The sequence below is a fragment of the Bradyrhizobium sp. SZCCHNR1053 genome (assembly GCF_032381235.1).
Classification (GTDB): domain Bacteria; phylum Pseudomonadota; class Alphaproteobacteria; order Rhizobiales; family Xanthobacteraceae; genus Bradyrhizobium.
In genome coordinates this window covers 210414-230383 of record NZ_JAUHJM010000005.1, presented here as the reverse complement: position 1 = coordinate 230383, position 19970 = coordinate 210414, and the positions used below count along the sequence as shown (strand labels likewise).

The 19970-nt window shown below is 65.8% G+C and carries 4 protein-coding genes; 2 read left to right on the top strand and 2 right to left on the bottom strand.

The features are described from left to right. The first annotated feature begins 35 nt into the window (after positions 1-35). Positions 36-15077 carry a VCBS domain-containing protein gene (locus QX051_RS15185; RefSeq protein WP_315776661.1) on the top strand — a complete coding sequence of 5014 codons (15042 nt, stop codon included), beginning with the start codon at positions 36-38 and terminating at the stop codon, positions 15075-15077. An 88-nt stretch (positions 15078-15165) separates the two neighbouring features. Here QX051_RS15185 and QX051_RS15180 read toward each other — a convergent pair whose 3' ends face one another. Further along, positions 15166-15636 carry a hypothetical protein gene (locus QX051_RS15180; RefSeq protein ID WP_315776785.1) on the bottom strand — a complete coding sequence of 157 codons (471 nt, stop codon included), beginning with the start codon at positions 15634-15636 and terminating at the stop codon, positions 15166-15168. Positions 15637-15870: 234 nt separating this feature from the next. Between QX051_RS15180 and QX051_RS15175 the strand changes: the two genes are divergently transcribed. Then, the gene (locus QX051_RS15175; protein ID WP_315776660.1) at positions 15871-17769 is read left to right on the top strand and encodes an acyltransferase family protein; all 1899 of its coding nucleotides are present in this window, start codon (positions 15871-15873) and stop codon (positions 17767-17769) included. 6 nt (positions 17770-17775) lie between these two features. On the opposite strand, the gene QX051_RS15170 is transcribed toward QX051_RS15175, so the two are convergent. Further along, positions 17776-19656 carry an acyltransferase family protein gene (locus tag QX051_RS15170; RefSeq protein ID WP_315737547.1) on the bottom strand — a complete coding sequence of 627 codons (1881 nt, stop codon included), beginning with the start codon at positions 19654-19656 and terminating at the stop codon, positions 17776-17778. Between the last annotated feature and the right edge of the window lie 314 nt (positions 19657-19970).

Genomic DNA, 19970 nt, shown 5'->3' with positions numbered 1-19970 from the left:
CCACCAAAGCGCCCCATATTTGGAGGTTTTGGCGCATGAATGCTCCTGTCCTGCTGGCCCAGTTGACCGGCACGTCCTCGCAGCCATCCAGCGCCTCTGCAAAGCACCTCAAGATCGGCAAACCGCCGGGCAACCAAGCCATTACGGTTCACCTCGACGGTCAGAGCCAGATCGATTTCAGCGACATCGCCAGCGAGCGGCTGACCTTCATCAAGATCGGCAACCGCCTCATCATCCTGTTCGACAATCAGTCGACGGTGTCCATCGACCCGGTTTTCGATACCAACGGCGCCCCGCTGAAGGACGTCAGCTTCGAGGTCGGCCCCGACCGAATCATCAATGGCGATCAGTTCGCCGAGCTGTTTCCCATCACCACCGACCAGTCGGTGCTGCCCGCCGCGGGAACGCCCGGTGCGCCGGGCGTGCCTGCCGGAGCGAACTTCGGGACGTTCAAGATCGATGCGCTGATCGGCGGCACGCCGCTTGGGCTGCTGGGAGCCGAGGACACCACCACCAAATTCGGCGACAATCCGGTCACGCCGAATCCGACGCCGATTGCCGGCGTCGCCGACAGCGTGGTGCTCAATGAGGACGGGCTGTCCGAGGGCCGGCCCGGCGGCAGCGGCGACATCGGCGGCGTGGCGACGAGCTTTACCGGTTCGCTGAACGTCGACTTCGGCACCGACGTGATCGGCCGCGCCTTTGCGTTTGCGGCGTCACAGCCTGGTCTTGCCGGGCTGACGTCCGGCGGCCAGGAGGTGCATTTTGCGATCACCACCGTCAACGGCCAGCCGGAGCTGATCGGCTATATCGGCAGTGATCCCTCGATCGTCGCCAACCAGGTCTTCACCGTCACGCTCGACGCCAACGCGACGATCGCGGGGACCTATACGGTCACGCTGCTGCAGCCGCTCGATCATCCGGTCTTCGGGACCGAAGACACGCTGAACCTCACCATCAACGTCATCGCCATCGACGGCAGCGGCGACACCGCGCCGGTGACGATCGTGATCGGCGTCAACGACGATTCGCCGGTCGCCGGCACCGTCGAGGCGATCAATGTCGCCGAGCACACCGGCGGCGCCAGTGAAGGCGGCGGCGAGAGCGAGCTCGTCGCCAAGGTCGTGGGCGGCGACGGCTTCGAGCCGACCACGGCGAGCGTGGATCTCCACATCGGCTGGGGCGCCGACAACGGCAACAGCAAGGTCGATGGCGGCTCCAACGGGACCGTGGTCGACGGCGACCGCTCGCTGGTGTTCGACGCGTCCGAGATCGCGACCTTGCAGGCGCTGGGCCTGACCTCGAACGGCGAGGCCATCTCCTACACGCTGTCGGCTAACGGCACCGAGATCATCGCGACCGCAGGTGAGGGTGAGGGCGCGCGCACCATCTTCACCGTGTCGCTGTCCGACACCGGCTCCGGCAGCGCCACCTTCACCCTGTCCGACAATATCGACCACAACGGCGCCAACGACGCGTCGCTGCCGCTGACCTTCAAGGTGGTCGCGACCGACGCCGACGGCGACCCCGTCAACAGCGCCTTCACCGTCAATGTCGCCGATGACGGCCCGAGCTTCGGCGAGAAGCCGAGCTATTCGGTGGTCGACGAAGACGGTCTCGGCAATGCCGGCAACAGCTACGCCGATGGCAGCGACGCCTATGGCGAAGACCTGACGGTCACCGATACGCTCGGAATCCGCTGGGGCTCCGACGACGCCAACAACAATGTCGACGGCGGCATCAACGCAACGCCGGTCAACGGCGACCGCGCCGTCACCTTCGCCGCAAACGTGGTGGCCTCGCTCGAGGCGCAGGATCTGACCTCCGACGGCTTTGCCCTGCGCTACGAAGTGTCGGGGAACGGCACCGTGCTGACCGCCTATCGCTATGATGCCGCGCACGAGACCTATGTCGATGCCAACGGCAAGCCGCTGGAAGGCGAGGGGCTGTCGGGCGCCGTGGTGTTCACGGTGTCGCTGTCCGACCAGGGTCATGGCTCCTATACCTTCGCGCTGTCGGGCAACCTGGATCACCCGGTGCACGGCACCGAGGATGACATCACCCTCAACATCGGTTTCGTCGCCACCGATTCCGATGGCGATGCGATCACCGACACCTTCACGGTGAAGGTCAATGACGACGCCCCGAGCTTCGGCGAGAAGCCGAGCTATTCGGTGGTCGACGAGGACGGCCTCGGCAACGCCGGCAACAGCTACAAGGATGACGGCGACGCCTATGGCGAAGACCTGAAGGTCACCGATACGCTCGGCATTCGCTGGGGCGCCGACAGCGCCAACAGCCATGTCGATGGCGGCATCGATGGCACGCCGGTCAACGGCGACCGCGCCGTGACCTTCGCGGCCGACGTGGTCGCGACGCTCGACGCCCAGAATCTCGCCTCGAACGGCTTCGGTCTCACCTACGTCGTGTCCGACAACGGAACGCTGCTCACGGCCTATCGCTACGACGCCGAGCATGAGACCTATGTCGGCGCCGACGGCAAGCCGACGGATTCGGCCCACGCGACGGTGTTCACCGTGGCGCTGTCCGATCAGGATCACGGCTCCTACACGTTCGAGCTGAAGGGCAATCTCGATCACCCGGTGCACGGCACCGAGGACGACATCACGCTCAACATCGGCTTCGTCGCCACGGATTCCGACGGTGACGCGGTGACCGACAGCTTCACCCTGAAAGTCAACGACGACGCGCCGGTGTTCGGCGATGCGCCGAGCGCCGGTGTGGTCGACGAGGACGGCCTCGGCAATGCCGGCGACAGCTACGTGGAAGGCAGCGACGTCGCCGGCGCCGATCTGACGGTGACCAAGACGCTCGCCATCCTGTGGGGCGCCGATAGCGCCAACAGCCATGTCGACGGCGGCATTGATGGCGCGTCGGTCAAGGGCGATCGCGCCGTCACTTTCGCCGCGGACACGGTTCCCTCGCTCGAGGAGCTGGGGCTGACGTCGAACGGGATTGCGCTGAGCTATCAGGTCTCCGAGAACGGCACGCTGCTGACCGCCTATCGCTACGATGCCGCCCACGAGACCTATGTCGACGCGAACGGCAAGCCGACGGAGGACCTCGCCAGCGCCACGGTGTTCACCGTCTCGCTGTCGGATCTGGACAACGGCTCCTACACCTTCAACCTTACCGGCAATCTCGACCATTCGGTCCACGGCAGCGAGGATAATCAAGGGCTGTATTTCGGCTTCGTTGCCACCGATTCCGACGGCGACGCAATCCACGGCAGCTTCAATGTCGAGGTCAATGACGACGCCCCGGTGTTTGGCGAGCGCGTCAGCTACTCCGTGGTCGACGAGGATGGTCTCGGCAATCCCGGCAATTCCTACGCGGATGGCAACGACGCTGCGGGCGCCAATCTGACGGTGACCGACTTTCTCGGCATCCGTTGGGGCGCCGACAGCGCCAACAGCCATGTCGACGGCGGCATCAACGGTGCGCCGGTCAACGGCGACCGCGCCGTCACCTTCGCCGTCGACGTGGTCTCGACGCTTACCGCCCAGCATCTGACGTCGAACGGCGTCGCGCTGACCTACACCGTGTCCGCCGGCGGCACGATGCTGACCGCCTACCGCTACGATGAAGCGCATCACACCTACGTCGACGGCGAGGGCCATGCCACCGGTGATCCGGCCACGGCTGCGGTGTTCACGGTGTCGCTGTCCGACCAGGGGCAGGGGTCCTACAGCTTCACGCTGATCGACAACATCGATCATCCGGCCCACAACACCGAGGACGACGTCACGCTCACCCTCGGCTTCGTCGCCACGGATTCGGATGGCGATGCGGTCTCCGACACCTTCAAGGTCAAGATCAACGACGACGCGCCAGTGCTGAACCGGGAGATGGCCACCGGCGTGGTCGATGAGGACGGGCTAGCCACCGGGCTCGCCGGCGGACCTGGCGATGTTCCCGGCCAGAACACGGTCGCAACGGGCGATCTCGGCATCTCCTGGGGCAGCGACAGCGCCAACAATCTCGGCAATGTCGGGATCACCGGTGCGTCATCGGTGAACGGCGACCGCGCCGTCACCTTCGCATCCGACGCCACCACGACGCTCGCCGCGCAGCACCTGACCTCGAACGGCGTCGCGTTGACCTACGGCGTCAGCGAAGGCGGCACGTTGATCACGGCCTACCGCTTCGACGGACAGCACTACATCGACGGCAACGGCAACTGGACCAGCAACAAGGCCAATGCCGCCGTGTTCACTGTGAAGCTGTCCGACCTCGATTCCGGGTCCTACAGCTTCACGCTGCTCGACAATCTCGACCACCCGGTGCCCAACACCGAGGACAGCATCGCGCTGACGTTGAAATACGTCGCCACCGATTCCGACGGCGATCAGGTCAGCGGCACGTTCAAGGTCAGCGTCAACGACGACAGCCCGGAGGCGCATACCGGGGCGGCCAAGAGCATCAGCGAAGCCGATCTCAACTCCGGTGGCGGCGATTGCGGCCCCGATTTCGGCGGCCACGATGGCGGCAGCCGCGATCCCCAGGTGACCGGCGCGCTCAACATCAAATGGGGTGCCGACAACAACGACAGCGGCGCCGCCGATCGCTCGGTCCGCTTCGCCAACACGTCCAACGCTGCCGCCGACGTCCATGTGACCAACGGCAGCGATGTCGGCCTCAGCGGCCTGACCTCGGACGGTCAGCAGGTGAAATACGCCTTCGATCATGGCGTGCTGGTCGGCTACACCGGCAACAGCCTCAATTTCGGGCAGCGCGTGTTCGAAGTCTCGCTCGATGACGACGGTACCGGCACCTACACCTTCAAGCTGCTCGGCAATCTCGATCATCCGGCCGGGCAGGGCAGCAACGTCGTCAAGCTGACGTTCGACTACACCGCGACCGATTCCGACGGCGATTCGAGCAGCAGCACGTTCACCGTCACCGTGGTCGACGACGTCCCGACGATCGGGCACGCCGAGAGCGAGACCGTCAGCGAAGCCAACCTTCCGACCGATCTCTACGACGTCCTGTTCCCGGATTCGCCGTACTCCACCGTGCAGACCGGCCGCCTCGCGATTTCCTGGGGCGCCGACGACAATGATTCCGGCGCGACCAACAACCGCTCGGTGGCGTTCTTCGACACGACCGCACCGGAAGGGCTGACGTCCAACGGCTATGCGATCAGTTACGTGGTCTCGTCCGACGGCACCACGCTGAGCGCGGTCACCACCGATCATCGCACCGTTTTCACCGTCACGCTGAGCGATGACGGCGACGGCAGCTACAAGTTCACGCTGCTCGACAACCTCGACCATGGCAAGTCGGGCACCGACAGCCTGGCGCTGAGCTTCGGCTTCAAGGCCACCGATTCCGACGGCGACAGCGCCACGAGCAGCTTCACGGTGGCGGTGACGGACGACGTGCCGACCGTCGGCTGCGCCGAGGACGAGACCGTCAGCGAGGCCAGCCTGCCGACCGACGGCTACGACACCAGCCATCCAGACGCGTCGAACTCGACGGTCCAGACCGGCAGCCTCGACATTTCCTGGGGGGCCGACGACAACAATACGGGCGTGGGGCACAACCGCGCGGTGGCCTTCACCACTGCCGCCGGCGCCACGGGCCTGACCTCCGACGGCTCGGCGATCAGCTACACCATCTCCAGCGACGGCACCTTGCTGACGGCCGTCACCGCGGATCACCGCACCGTCTTCACCATCCAGTTGTCCGACAGCGGCGATGGCAGCTACAAGTTCACGCTGTACGACAACATCGACCACCCGGCGTCCGGCCAGAACGACGATAGCCTGCCGCTGACGTTCGGCTTCAAGGCCACGGATTCCGACGGCGACAGCGTCACCAGCAGCTTCAAGGTCACGGTGCTCGACACCGCGCCGGTGGCGGCGGCCGGCGATGCCAGGACCGTCGACGAGGACGATCTGCCGGGCGGCACGGATGTCTCCAAGGCGCCGACCGCGGTCAGCGGCGACCTCAACATCAGCTGGGGCTCCGACGACAGCAACAAGACCTCGGGCGGCGGGCTCGGCGACCGCTCGGTCAGCTTCCGCTACACGAGCGCGGGCGCGAATGTCGACGCCGAGGACAGTTCGGGCCGCAATCTGACGCTGACGTCGGATGGCCAGACGGTGAAGTACACCTTCGAGAACGGCGTGCTGGTCGGCTACACCGGCGGCGATCTCGCCCACGGCGCCCGCGTGTTCGAAGTGTCGCTGAGCGACCAGAACGACGGCTCCTACAACTTCAAGCTGCTCGGCACTCTGGACCATCCCGCCGGCAGCGGCGAGAACATCGTCAAGCTGTCGTTCAGCTTCACGGCGACCGATGGCGACGGCGACACGTCCAGCAACAGCTTCGCCGTCTCGGTCAAGGACGACGTGCCGGTGCTCGGTTCGCCGACCGCCGCGACGCTGACCGAGAACGCCACCGGCTCTGCTGGCGCGGAGGTGTTTCAGACCCAGACCGCGGCCGATGTCGCGCTCAACATCAATTGGGGTGCCGACGACAGCAATTCGGGCGCGGCCAATCGCAGCGTCGCATTCGATAGCGCGATCCATACCGGCGACGTGGTCAAGACCACCGGCGCAGGCAGTCCGACGCTGACGTCGAACGGCACGGCGGTGCAGTTCATCCGCGTGTCGGACACCGAGATCTGGGGCGTCGCCAACGACAATGGCGGCCAGCTCACGACGAATGACCGCAAGGTGTTCCACATCACGCTGTCCGACGATGGCTCTGGCAGCTACACCTTCGAGCTCCTGGACAATGTCGATCACGTCGGCTCGGGCCAGACCAATGCACTGTCGCTGAAGCTCGGCTTCACCGCGACCGATGCCGATGGCGATATCGCCTCCGGCGGCAACTTCACCGTCACCATCAATGACGACAACGGCCGGCCCGCGATCGGCACGTCTGATGCCGGGACCGTCGACGAGGATGGGCTTTCCGGCGGCAACACCGGAGCGGCCATCGGCGACGTCGCCGGTGCCAATGTCACGGCCAACGGCTCGCTGGCGATCTCCTGGGGCGCCGACGACAACAACAGCGGCGGCGTGAACCGCGCGGTCGCGTTCAGCGGCATCATCAACGGCCAGAACGCCACTTCGGACGCGGGCTCGCTGACGGTCGGGGGCGTCCAGGTCAAGCTCTGGGTCGTCGGCAATACGGTCTATGGCTACACCGGCAGCAATCCTACCAACGGCAACCCGCCGTCGGTGGCCAGCCAGGTGTTCAAGGTCTCGCTCGATGATTCCGGTGCAGGCAGCTACAGCTTCACGCTGCTGAAGCACGTCGATCATCCGGCCGGCCAGAACGAGAACGACGTCAAGCTGACCTTCGGCTTCACCGCCACCGATGCGGATGGCGACAGCGCCAGCTCGTCATTCGCGGTGACGATCGACGACGATACCCCCGTTGCGACCGCGACGGTGTTGAGAGCCGCGGTCTACGAGAGCGAGCTGCCGAACGGAACGGTGGTGACCGCGACCGGCAACCATGGCGGCGACCTCAACGGCGACGGCAACGGCAACGATTCCTACTTCACCGGCAATCTGAGCTCGCTGGTGTCGTTCGGCGCCGACAAGCCCGGCACCTATACGGTCGAGAAGACCAACCTCGCGCCCGAGCTGCTGTCGCTGACGTCGGGCGGCGTGGCGCTGACCTACAGCATGGGGGTCGACAACACGCTGATCGCCAAGGCTGGCAGCGTCACGATCTTCGAATTCCAGGTCGATGCCAACACCGGCCAGTATTCGTTCCGTCTGAAGGGCGCGCTGGACCACGTCGGCACCGGCCATGACAACACGCTGACGCTCGACCTGTCGACGGCGGTGACCGCCACCGATTCCGACGGCGATTCCGTTGCGCTGCACGATCAGATCATCATCACCGTCAACGATGACAGCCCGCAGTCGCAGGACGTCGACACCGTCGCGATCTCGGAGGCAGCCGGCAGCGTCTCGACCGGCGCGGTCGATCTGCGCATCACCTATGGGGCCGATGGCGACAGCCCCGGGCCGTCGGTGACGTTCTTCGGCGCGTCGCCGGTGCGCGTCTACGATGCGGCCGACCACCAGCTCTCCGGACTGACATCGCTCGGCTTCGGCCTGACCTACGTGATGTCGGCGGATCACACGACGCTGACCGCCTATCGCATGAGCGGTGGCAGCTACATCGGCCAGAATGGTCTGGTGACGGGCAACGCGGCTGATGCGGCCGTGTTCACGGTGACGCTGTCGGAGACCGGCACCGGCTCCTACAACTTCACCTCGCTGCAGCCGCTCGATCATCCCGCGCCGATCGGGACCTCGAGCGCCGCCGACCAGTATCTCGACCTCAATTTCGCCTTCGCGGTCGAGGACCGCGATCACGACGTCTTCACCAACAATTTCACCGTCCGGGTCGATGCCGCCGGCACCGTGACCACGACGCGTTATGACGCGCCGAATTCGCCGGTGTTCGTCAATCTCGGCGACAGCGCGGCGACGGTCGTCGGCGAGACGGTCGGGGCTCACAGCGTGACCGACCGCGCCGCGGTGACCGACAAGGTGGTCGGCACCGACAAGCTCGGCAGCGTGACCGAGGCCCACGGCTCAAATGGCGACGACGTTCTGGTCGGCGGCAACGGCGTGGGCGGCGATGCCCTGTTTGGCGGCGCCGGCAACGACATCATCATCGGCGGAGGAGGTGGCGACCGGCTGTTCGGCGGCGCTGGCAACGACACCTTCCTCTACACGGTGGGCGACGGCAGCGACGTCATCGACGGCGGCTCGGAGTCTGGCACGACCTTTCCGAACTACGACGTGCTCGCGATCACGGGCGATGGAAATGCGCGCAATTTCACCATCGGCAAGACCTCGACCGGTACCGAGATCAATCCGACGCTGAACGATCCGTCCGCCAGCAACGCCACCGACATTCTGGTGCGCTATGACGGTCCGAACGGCGCGACGATCCGCGCCGACGAGATCGAGCGCATCACCATCACCGGCGGCACCGCCAGCGACTCGGTGACGATCACCGATATCAGCGGCACGGCGATCGCGCCGTCGACCATCGTGTTCAACGGCGGCTCCGGCAACGACACGCTGGATCTCGTCCGGTTTGCCGGCAACACCAGCGTTGTGTCCGACGGCGGCTCTGACAGCGACACGGTGAAGTTCGGCTTCAAGTTCGCCGAGGCGACCTACACCAAGGTGTTCGCGACGGACGGCGTGACGCTGATCGGCGTGCAGGTCACCCACAACGGCCTGACCGATACGTTCACGAATTACGAGAGCTTTGCCTTCACCGACGGCACCCGTTCGCTCACGGGCGTCTTCAACACGCCGCCGGTGGCTCATGACGACGCGGTCCAGGGGAGTGAGGATAGCCCGCTCACCGTCAACGCGCTGCTCAGCCTGCTCAACAACGACACCGACGTCGACAACAACACTTTGACCGTCACCGGCGTGTCGAACGCGACGCACGGCACCGTTTCGCTCTCCAACGGCAATCCGGTGTTCACGCCGGACAAGAACTTCTCGGGCGTCGCCGGCTTCGATTACACGGTCAGCGACGGCGATGGCGGGACCGCGACCGCGCATGTCACGGTCGACGTCGCACCGAAGGCGGACGCGCTGACGCTGGGCTTCATGGATCTCGGCCCGGCCTCGGGTGCCGAGGACACCACGATCAACCTGAAGCTCATCAGTGCCGCCGTCACCGACACCGACGGCTCCGAAAGCCTGCGGCTGCTGATTTCGGGCTATCCGGCCGGTGCGACCTTCTCGGTCGGCCATGCCGGAACCGGCGCTGACGCCGGCAAGTGGGTGATCGATAGCGCCGCCGCGATCGCCGCGTTCGACAGCCACCCGCTGCAGATCACGCCGCCCGCGAACTACAACGGCACGTTCTCGTTGTCGGTGGTCGCGGAGGTCACCGACCAGGCTACGTTGTCGGACGGCAACGTCCACACCGACGTCGTCAACACCGCACTGCAGACGATCGATGTCACGGTGACCCCGGTCAACGACGCGCCGCAGATCCATGCGCCGACGCAGGTGACGACGAACGAGGATACGCCATTCGCCTTCACCGGCGCGAACGCGTTCTCCTTCTCCGATGCGGACGGCGATGTCGTCGAGTCCGTGAGGTTCGACATCTCCGGCGGCACGTTCGCGGTCCCGTCTCTCGGCGTCTACAACGCCAGCCAGACGCTCGCGATGAGCGGGTTCAAGATCAGCGATCTGAACGCCTGTCTGGCGTCGGCGGTGTTCACGCCATCAGCCGATAACGATGCGACGGGATCGGTCACGATCACCATCAACGACAACGGCAATGTCGGCGGTGGCAATCTGAGCGCGACGCAGACGATCACGATCAACATCAACCCGATCGAGGATGCTCCCACGGCCGTGGATGACACGGCCAGTGTGAACGAGGACACGACGTTGACCGTGTCCGATCCGACGCAGGGCGTTCTGCACAACGACCGCGACCCGGACACCGGCGACACGCTGAGCGTGGTGGCAGGCGACTTCACGACGGCCAAGGGCGGCACGATTCACTTCAATGCCGACGGCACCTATGTCTACAAGCCCAAGGCCGACTTCTATGGCGCGGATACCGTGGATTACACGGTGCGTGATGCGGTCGGACAGACGGACACCGGCACGCTGACGATCAACGTGGTGCCGGTCAACGATGCACCGGAGATCCATGCCCCGACGCACGTGACCGCCGATGAAGGCGCGTCGTTCGCTTTCACTGGCGCGAACGCGATCACCTTCTCCGACGCGGACGGCAATGTCGTCGAGTCCGTGAGGTTCGACATCTCCGGCGGCACGCTGTCCATTCCGTCGCTCGGCGTCTTCAACGCCGAGCAGACGCTCGCGATGAGCGGGTTCAAGATCAACGATCTGAATACCTATCTGGCATCGGCGGTGTTCACGCCGAACAGCGACCAGCCGGGGTCGGTCACGATCACCATCAACGACAACGGCAATGTTGGCGGCGGCAATCTGAGTGCCACCCAGACGGTCAGCGTCGAGGTCATCCCCGCCAACCACCCGCCGGTGGCGAACTCCGACACCCATGCGGTGCTCGAGGATGACACGCTCAACATCTCAGTTGCGAATGGCGTCATCCGCGGCTCGACCGGCGGCTCGGTGGCCGACAGCGACGTCGACAACCCCGTCAGCTCGCTCGTCGTGTCCGGCGTCGTGGCCGGCACCGGCAGCGTGACGCAGGGGGCGGGCGTCGGCACCTCGATCGAGGGCGCCTACGGCCATCTGACGCTGAATTCGGACGGCTCCTACACCTATGTCGCCGACAAGGCCGATGCGCTGGCGGCGGGCGTGCCCGCGGTGGACACCTTCACCTATACCGACAAGGATCCGTCGGGCGCGGTGTCGAACACGGCGACGCTCAAGATCACGGTCACCGGCGTCAACGACGCGGCCGTGATCAGCGGCGACGCCACCGGCACCATCGCCGAGGAGGGCGGCATCGCCAACAGCCAGAGCAGCCCGCTCTACGGCATCGCGCGTGGCGACCTCAATGCGACCGACGTCGACGGGCACAACGATGTGTGGCAGGCGACGTCCTCGAACACGGCCAACGGCTACGGCTGGTACGACATCGGCAGCGATGGCAGGTGGACCTACGGCATCTATAACAACGACCCGAGAATCCAGGCGCTGAAGGAAGGTGAGACCACGCTGACCGACAGCTTCACGGTCTACACGGAGGACGGCACCGCCAAGACGGTGACGATCCAGATCCTCGGCAACAATGATGCGCCGGTCCTGCAGAACGCGCTGACCGACCGCAGCTCGGCGGAAGATCAGCCGTTTAGCTTCACCATCCCGTCGAACACGTTTGCCGATGTCGATGGCCGCTTCGATGGCACCGCGAACCTGCTGACGCTGTCGGCGAACCTCAGCGACGGCAGCAACCTGCCGGCGTGGTTGCACTTCGACGCCACGACCGGCACCTTCAGCGGCACCCCGCCGGCCAATTTCGTAGGCACGGTCAACGTCACGGTCTACGCCAGCGACGGCGAATATGCCGTCTCGGACGCCTTCACGCTGACCATCACGCCGGTCAATGACGGCGCTGCGAGCGTGACGGTGTCGGGCACGGCGACGCAGGGCCAGACGCTGACCGCCAATCTCGGCAGCGATCCGGATGGCGCCGCGTCGAACGTCGTCTATCACTGGCTGCGGGACGGCGCCGTCATCAACGGCGCAACCGGCTCGACCTATACGCTGGGGTCCAACGACGTCGGCCACAAGATCTCGGCCAACGTTACCTATACCGACGGCCAGGGCTTTGCCGAGAACGTGACCAGCGGCCAGACCGGCTCGGTCACGGCGCCGAACCACGCGCCGACCTTCGGAGCCGGAACGACCGCGGCAAGCGTCACCGAGGACGCCTCCTATGCGGCGCCGAGCGGCAACCTGATCCAGAACGGCTCGTTCGGCTACTACAACGGCAACTTCTACACGCTGGATGCGTGGACGGTCGGGGGCGCCCATGCCGTCACCGTCGTGGGCGGCCGCACGGATGGCGGCTCGGCCGACTTCTACGGCGCATCGAGCTCGATGAGCCAGACCATCAGCACCGTCGTCGGCGTGACCTATACCGTCGACTTCTACGTGATGACCTACGGTACGGCCGTGACATCATCCGTTGATGGAACACCCCTTCTGACGACGAGCGCCTGGAACTTTGGCTGGACGGAGCAGACCTACCAGTTCACCGCGACCTCGACGTCGACGACGATCAAGTTCGCGAGCGCAGGTGGTGCCGTCATCGACGACATCTCGGTGCAACCCAGCACGGTCGTGACACCGGGCGTGGAGCGGGCGTCCGGCGCGATCGCCTTCACCGACGTAGACGGCGATGCCCAGACCGTGACCTACACGACACCGGCCGGCAGCAACTACTACGGCTCGTTCAACGCCACGGTCGACAATACCGGCCACAAGGTGAACTGGACGTTCACCGTCAACGACGCCGACATCCAGTCGCTGCGCGCCAGCGACCATATCGATCAGACCTACACGGTGAAGATCGACGACGGTCACGGCGGGACGACGACGCAGACCGTCACCGTCACGGTGAACGGCGTCAACGATGCGGCGTCGATCGCGGGCACGGCAAGCGGGACGGTCAAGGAGGACGGCACGCTGACGGCCGGCGGGACCCTGACGGTTACCGACGTCGATAGCGGGGAAGCCCAGTTCCAGACGCCCGCTTCACTGGCGGGGACGTATGGCACCTTCACCTTCAACGCGGTGACCGGGGCCTGGGGCTATACGCTGAACAATTCGGCGGCCAACGTCCAGGCGCTCAACAATGGCGACGTCAAGCACGACACGCTGACCGTGAAGTCGGTCGACGGCACGGCCAGCCAGGTCATCGACGTGACCATCAACGGCACGAACGAGCCGGCGCCGCTGGCCGTCGTGGACACCACGAGCGCCGACGGACGCTATGCGCTGTCGCAGAACACCGACTCGCCGAACGTGATCAGCCTGAATGCGGCAACGCTGTTCTCAGGCGGAACGGGGACGGTCACCTACACCTACAGCCTCGTCTACAGCTCGACCGGCGACGACAGCTGGATCCACCGGACCGGCAATCAGTTCACCGGAGATCCGAGCAACAACGACGCGGGCCTGTACGTCTACAAGGTCACGGCCACCGACTCGGTATCGTCCGTATCGACCTATCTGGCCTTCAACGCGCTCGACAATGGTGCGCTCAATCTCACCATCAACTCGCTGTCGGACAAGTCGTGGGTGGTCGGCTCGGCACCGTGGCTGTCCGGCTACAGTGCCAACGACGGCGACGCGATCACCGCCACGGTCGACAACACGCTCGAGGCCAATGCCAACAACGGCTACGACGTGATGATCGGGTCGAGCGGCGGCAACAACTTCAACGGCGGCGCCGACGATGACGGCATCTACGGCCTCGGCGGCAACGACACGCTGCTCGGCGGCGCCGGCAACGACTACATCAACGGCGGCGCCGGCAATGACTCCATCCGGGGCGGCAGCGGCAACGACGTCACCATCGGCGGCTCCGGCAACGACACCTTCTATTGGGGCGTCAACGACGGCGTCGACACCGTCGACGGCGGCATCGGCGCCGACACGTTCGTCATCGAGGGGACGTCGTCGCAGGATCTGATCTATGTCACGGTTGCCGGCGGCGTGATCACCGACGTCAACGGAACCAAGCTCAGCAATATCGAGGCCGTGACCGCCGATCTCGGCAGCAACAACGGCGATACGCTGACCTACATCACCGGCGAGGACGTGACGGTCAATCTCGGAGCCGGCACGGCCACCGGCTTCGGCTCAATCGCCAATATCGAGCGCGTGACCGGTGGCTCGGGCGACGACATCCTGATCGGCAGCAGTGCTGCCAACACGATCAATGGCGGCGACGGCGACGACATCATCCGCGGCGGCGGCGGCAACGACACCATCGATGGCGGGGCAGGGATCGACCTGCTCGACTTCTCGGATGCCACGGCCGGTTTTACGTTGACGCTGACTCAAAGCTCGACCGCCATGAATGTGTCCATTCCTGGTCTCGGCACGGACAGCTACAAGAATATGGAAGGCGTGATCGGTTCGAACTACAATGATACGATCAATGGGTCGGGCAGCGCTGACGTTCTCATCGGCGGCGCCGGCTCCGACCAGCTCACGGGCAACGGCGGGTCCGACACGTTCAAGTGGAACGCTGGCGATCTCGCCGGCGGCGGGCTCGACACCATCCTGGATTTCCAGACCGGGACCTCCGGCGACGTCATCGACCTCTCGGGCCTCTTGGCCAGCGTGTCCGGCAACCATGCCGACGCGGTGCGCTTCGTCGACAGCGGCGGGCACACCAGCCTGGCCTCGGCCAACGGCAGTGGCGTTCTGAACAACGGCGACCTGACGCTGCAGATCAACGCCGGCTCCGGCTGGACCAACGTCGCGACGATCAAGGACACCGGCGGCAACCTCACGGCCGGCGACGACGTGATCAAGATGATCATCGACAACAGCCACGCCCAGACGCAGGTCCACGTCTGACCCGGCCGGCTTGGGACAAGCAGAAGCAAAGGGCCGCCCATGAGGTGGCCCTTTTCTCATGGAGGCGGCGTCGCCGATGCGCTGCGGCTCAGATCTTCTGCCCCGCCGGCCCGACGCCGACGTTGATCATGATCCGCTGCACTTCGGTGCGGCCCTGCGGGAACTTGACCTCGAGCGTGACCGTGTCGGTGCCGGCGAAGTCGGCCTTCGACTGATAGAAGGCGATGAAGCCCGGCACTTCCAGGGCGAGGCACTGCTTGTAGTTGGTCGCGCTGACCTTGCCGCGCTTGATCGTGACGGTGCCGTTGCCCGGCGCCGTCAGCAGACGGATGGAGGGAAGGGGGCCGGACGAGCAGTCGGGCTGGACGTTGAGATAGATCCCGACCTGGATCGGCTTGCCGGCGACGCCCTTGGCATTGCGTTCGACCGTGGTCTGAGCGGGACCGGGCGCGGGAGCAGGCGTCTGGGCTTGCGCCGCGGCTGAGGTGGCCGCCGCCAGCAGCGCCGCGACGGCTATTCCCGCGAACGCTGCCCGCCCTTCTCCTCGCAACAGGTTCATCACCGTCCTCAGCCCCGCATGGTCCCTCAGCGCCGCCAGATTGCCGTATTCGAGCTGATCGTTCAACGGATTGCCGAACTTGCGGCCGACTTCAGCAAACTTCCTTCACGTCCGCCACGGCATCGCCGGCGCGGTGTCATCGGATGGGTCCGATGACGTCATGACTGTTTCCCGCTGTTGCCATTCGTGTCTGCGCAACTCGTCCGCCTCGAGGAATGCGCGGAGTGGACGACATTGGAACGCAGTCATCGGGCTGACATCGATGCCCTTCGGGCGATCGCTGTCGTCATCGTCATTCTCTTTCATCTGAAGATCACGGGTTTCGAGGCCGGCTATGCCGGTGTCGACATCTTCTTCGTCATCTCCGGCTATCTCATCACCGGGCAGATCCTGCGCGACGTCGCCGCGCAGCGGTTCTCGCTGTCGGAGTTCTATCTGCGCAGGGCGCGGCGCATCCTGCCGGCGCTGGTCACGACGACAGCGGCGACGTTCGCGGTCGGCTGGCTGTTTTTGTCGCCGGAAGCCCTGCGCCAGCTCGCCAAGGAGGCGACCCACGGGCTGCTCTCGATCGCCAACATCCAATATTGGCGCGAGGCCAGCGCCTATTTCGCGCCGAGCGCGGATCAGTTGCCGCTGCTGCATTTGTGGTCGCTGTCGGCGGAGGTTCAATTCTACGCGCTGGCGCCGCTGCTGCTGATGTGGCTCGGCACGCGCCGGCATGTGTTCCGTGCCATTGCCGCGATCGGGCTGTTGTCCCTTGCCGCGGCCGCACTCTGGTCATCGCGCGATCCGGACGCCGTGTTCTTCCTGACGCCGTTCCGGGTGTTCGAATTCGCGCTCGGCGCGCTCGCCATTCCGCTCGAGGCCCGCCTGGCAGCGTCGCCGCGCGCACGCCTGCTCGCCGCCGCCCGTGGCGACGTCGTCCTGGCCGGCAGCCTCCTCGTGATCGGCCGCTATCAGTCCCTTGCGGGCGTCACCGCGCTGCTGCCCTGCATCGCCACAGCCGTCATCATTGCGGCCAACGCGCCGACATCGCTGGTGATGGTCCGCCCGGTGCGCGTCGTCGGCGCCGCCTCCTATTCGCTGTATCTCGTGCACTGGCCGGTGATCTTCTTCGTCCGTTTCATCTTTGGCGATGCGGCGCAGACCGCGGCGGGACTGGCGGCGCAGCTCGCGCTGATGGCGGTGCTGACCACGCTAATGTTCGTCATCGTCGAGCGGCCGCTGCGGCGGCTGCCGTGGCCGAGGGTCGCGCAGGTGGCGAGCTTTGCGACCGTGCTCATCGTGGGTGCCGCGCTCACCCATGTGACGTTCCGCGCCAACGGCGTCGTGTCGCGACTGCCCGACGACCAGCTCGCGCTGTTCCAGCTGCAGGGCTTCGGCCTCAACAAATGCGGCCGCACCTTCGGCCGTCTCTGCGCGTTCGGCGATCTCGACGGCACGCGCGGCGTCGAGCTGCTCGGCGATTCCTACGTCCAGCAATATGTCGCCGCGCTCGATGCGACGCTGAAGGCGCGCGGCATGATCGGGCACGTCTCCACCATGAGCGGATGTCCCACGCTCGCCGGGCTCACCGCGGAGGGACCGCGCGCCCAGGTGTGCGCAGAGTTGCGCGACAGCGAGCTGCCGCGGATCCGGCAGTCGCAGGCCGATTTCGTCGTGATCGGGCAGGCGTGGCAGCATTATCTCGATCTCGGCGATGGGCCGGCAGCGCAGGCCCGCAACGCCGCGGTCGCCGCTCATCTTGCCGAGACGATCCGTCTGCTCGACCGGCCGGGCCGGCATTTCCTCGTCGTCGGCGGCCAGGTCCGTCCGGTGAATTGCGCCTTCGATCAGCTACGCATGCTGCCGGGGCCGCGCTGGCATGCGCCCGCTAAGCCGTGCGATGCCGTGCCGAAGAGCGAGGCGGTGGCGACCAACCGCATCATCGATGCCGTCCTGTCGGAGGCGATCAGGCCGTTGGCCAAGGTGACGCTGCTCAGGCCCTCGGAGGTCTATTGCGACCAGGATTGCCCGGTCGTGGAGGGTGGCGTGTGGCTGTTCCAGGATGCCGGCCATTTCACCGTGGCAGGGGCCCAGCGCATGGGCGAGCGCGCCGCGCCGGTGTTCGCGAGGTTCTTGTCGGACGATTAGGTGGCGCTATTCGCTCTTGGGCGCGAAGGGCGCGAGTGTGGGCGAGGCCGCGACGATGCGCGCGGCGGCAAGCTCGGACCCTTGTGCGGTGAAATGGCCGTCGTCCCAGGCAAGCGGTGCGCCGCTGGATGTCTGCAGAACGCAATCCTTGCCGGGGCAGAGAAGAGTGAGCAGCGACACGTAGTCGGTCTGCGGGAAATCCTTTAGCAGGGCTTGCAGAAAGCCGTCGATGCCGCTGAACGTATCCAACATGTGCCCGTCCGGGGAGATGCCGAAGCGTGATGCCGCGATGAGGAGATCCGGCAGTGGACGATCGAATTGCGGGCTCGGCCCGATCACCACCACGCGGCTGCCGGCCCGCGTGATCGCGTTGATCGTGGCGAGCAGGTTCTCGCGTGCGGTGGGCGCCATGGCCGTGCGCGTCCAGTTGCCAGACAGGATCACGATGTCGGGCGCGAGAGCGCGCACCAGTCCGGGCAGCCGGCCATTGAAGTCGGCGCAGGCGGCCGATTGTCCCGGCTCGTCGTGGGGAATGCATTGCGCTAGCGTCGCGCGCAACAGCGTAGCTTGAGGTAGCGCGCGCCTCAGGCCGTGAGCGAGGTGTGCGGCATGGCTGTCGCCCCACAGCAGGATGTTGGGGCGCGTCCCTTCGACGAGGCAGGCAGGCTGCAACATGTCGAACGTCTGGCCCGGGTAGAGGAAGCAGGTCCCCTCCTCATAGACGGTCTTGTGGTCGTAGCTCAGGAAGTCGACCAAGGCCCGCTGCTGCGGCGAGAAGCGCGCGGGGAAACCCGCGGACCAGATCATGATCGCGCAGGCCCCGATCGCGGTCGCGCCGATCGCCATGAGCGCACGTGCGGTGACCGGCCATGCGGCACGTCGGGCGGGCTGCTCGATCAGATAGAAGCTCGTCAGCGCCAGCGTTGCGCAGGCGCCGAGCAGCGCGAGCTTGTCCATGATCGAGCTCGGCGGGCCCCAGATGGCGGCCGCGAACGAGACCACTGGCCAGTGCCAGAGATAGAGCGAGTAGGACCACAGCCCGACCATGATCATCGGCTTGAAGGCCGTCAGCACGGCCTTGCTCGGGGTGGGATTGGCCCAGATCACCGCGGCCGCTCCGAGGCAGGGCAGCAGCGCGGCGACGCCGGGATAGGGCGTGCGCGGCGAGAACACGTTGGCGGAGGCGCCGAGCGCGATCCATCCCAGCGCGGCCACCGCGATCCTCATCCACTGTCCGCGGAGCGCCGGAACGGACTCGACGGCAAGCAGTGCTCCAAGCGCGAGCTGCCAGGCGCGCGCCGGCAGCAGATAGAACGCGGCCGCCGGCTGGATCCGGGTCTGGACCACGCAGAGCAGGAGCGAGACCGCGCAGACGGCGCCGAGGCTCGCCAGCATCAGCGAGCGACGGAGCGCAAAGACGGCCAGCGCCAGCGCCGGAAACAGCAGATAATACTGCTCCTCGACGCCGAGCGACCAGGTGTGGAGCAGCGGCTTGGTGATGGCCGCGGCGTCAAAATAGCCCTGTTGCAACCAGAACAGGATGTTGGAGCAGAAGGTCAGGACGGCCAGCGCCTGATGGGCGGTTGACACCGTCTCGCGCGGCAGCTGGATCAGGCTCGCACCGAGCAGTGTGGCGCAGACCATCGCGAACGCCGCGGGCAGGATGCGCCGGGCGCGGCGCCGGTAGAAGGCCGCGAACGAGAATGTGCCGGCCTGCGCCTCGGCATGAATGATCCGCGTGATGAGGAAGCCCGAGATGACGAAGAACACGTCAACGCCGACATAGCCGCTGCGGAACGGCGAGATGTCGTAATGGAACGCGATCACCGACGTGACCGCGAAGGCACGTAGGCAGTCGATGTCGGGACGATAGTCAGTCGAACTCAAGATGGCCGTCCGCAGGCTCGTATGCGCTGCCGTCGTGAATGGCCGAGCCGCGGCGCGTGCGACGGACCCTGGCACGCTCCAATTGCAACTGCAATGCGGGACGCCAAACACTGTCCGGTCGTGCAAACAGGACACAATGCCATCGAATTGACATCGCAGCGGGAATCCGCGGCGTGCCTTCACAGACTTGCCTCAATGGCGTGATGGCCTTGTCGGAGTTCATGCGTCGAGCGAGCGTGTCATGCGTACATTGGGGCGGAAGGCCGGCCGGGCCGGATTGTTGTGCGGCGTTGTTCTATTTCAGATTGTAGTTG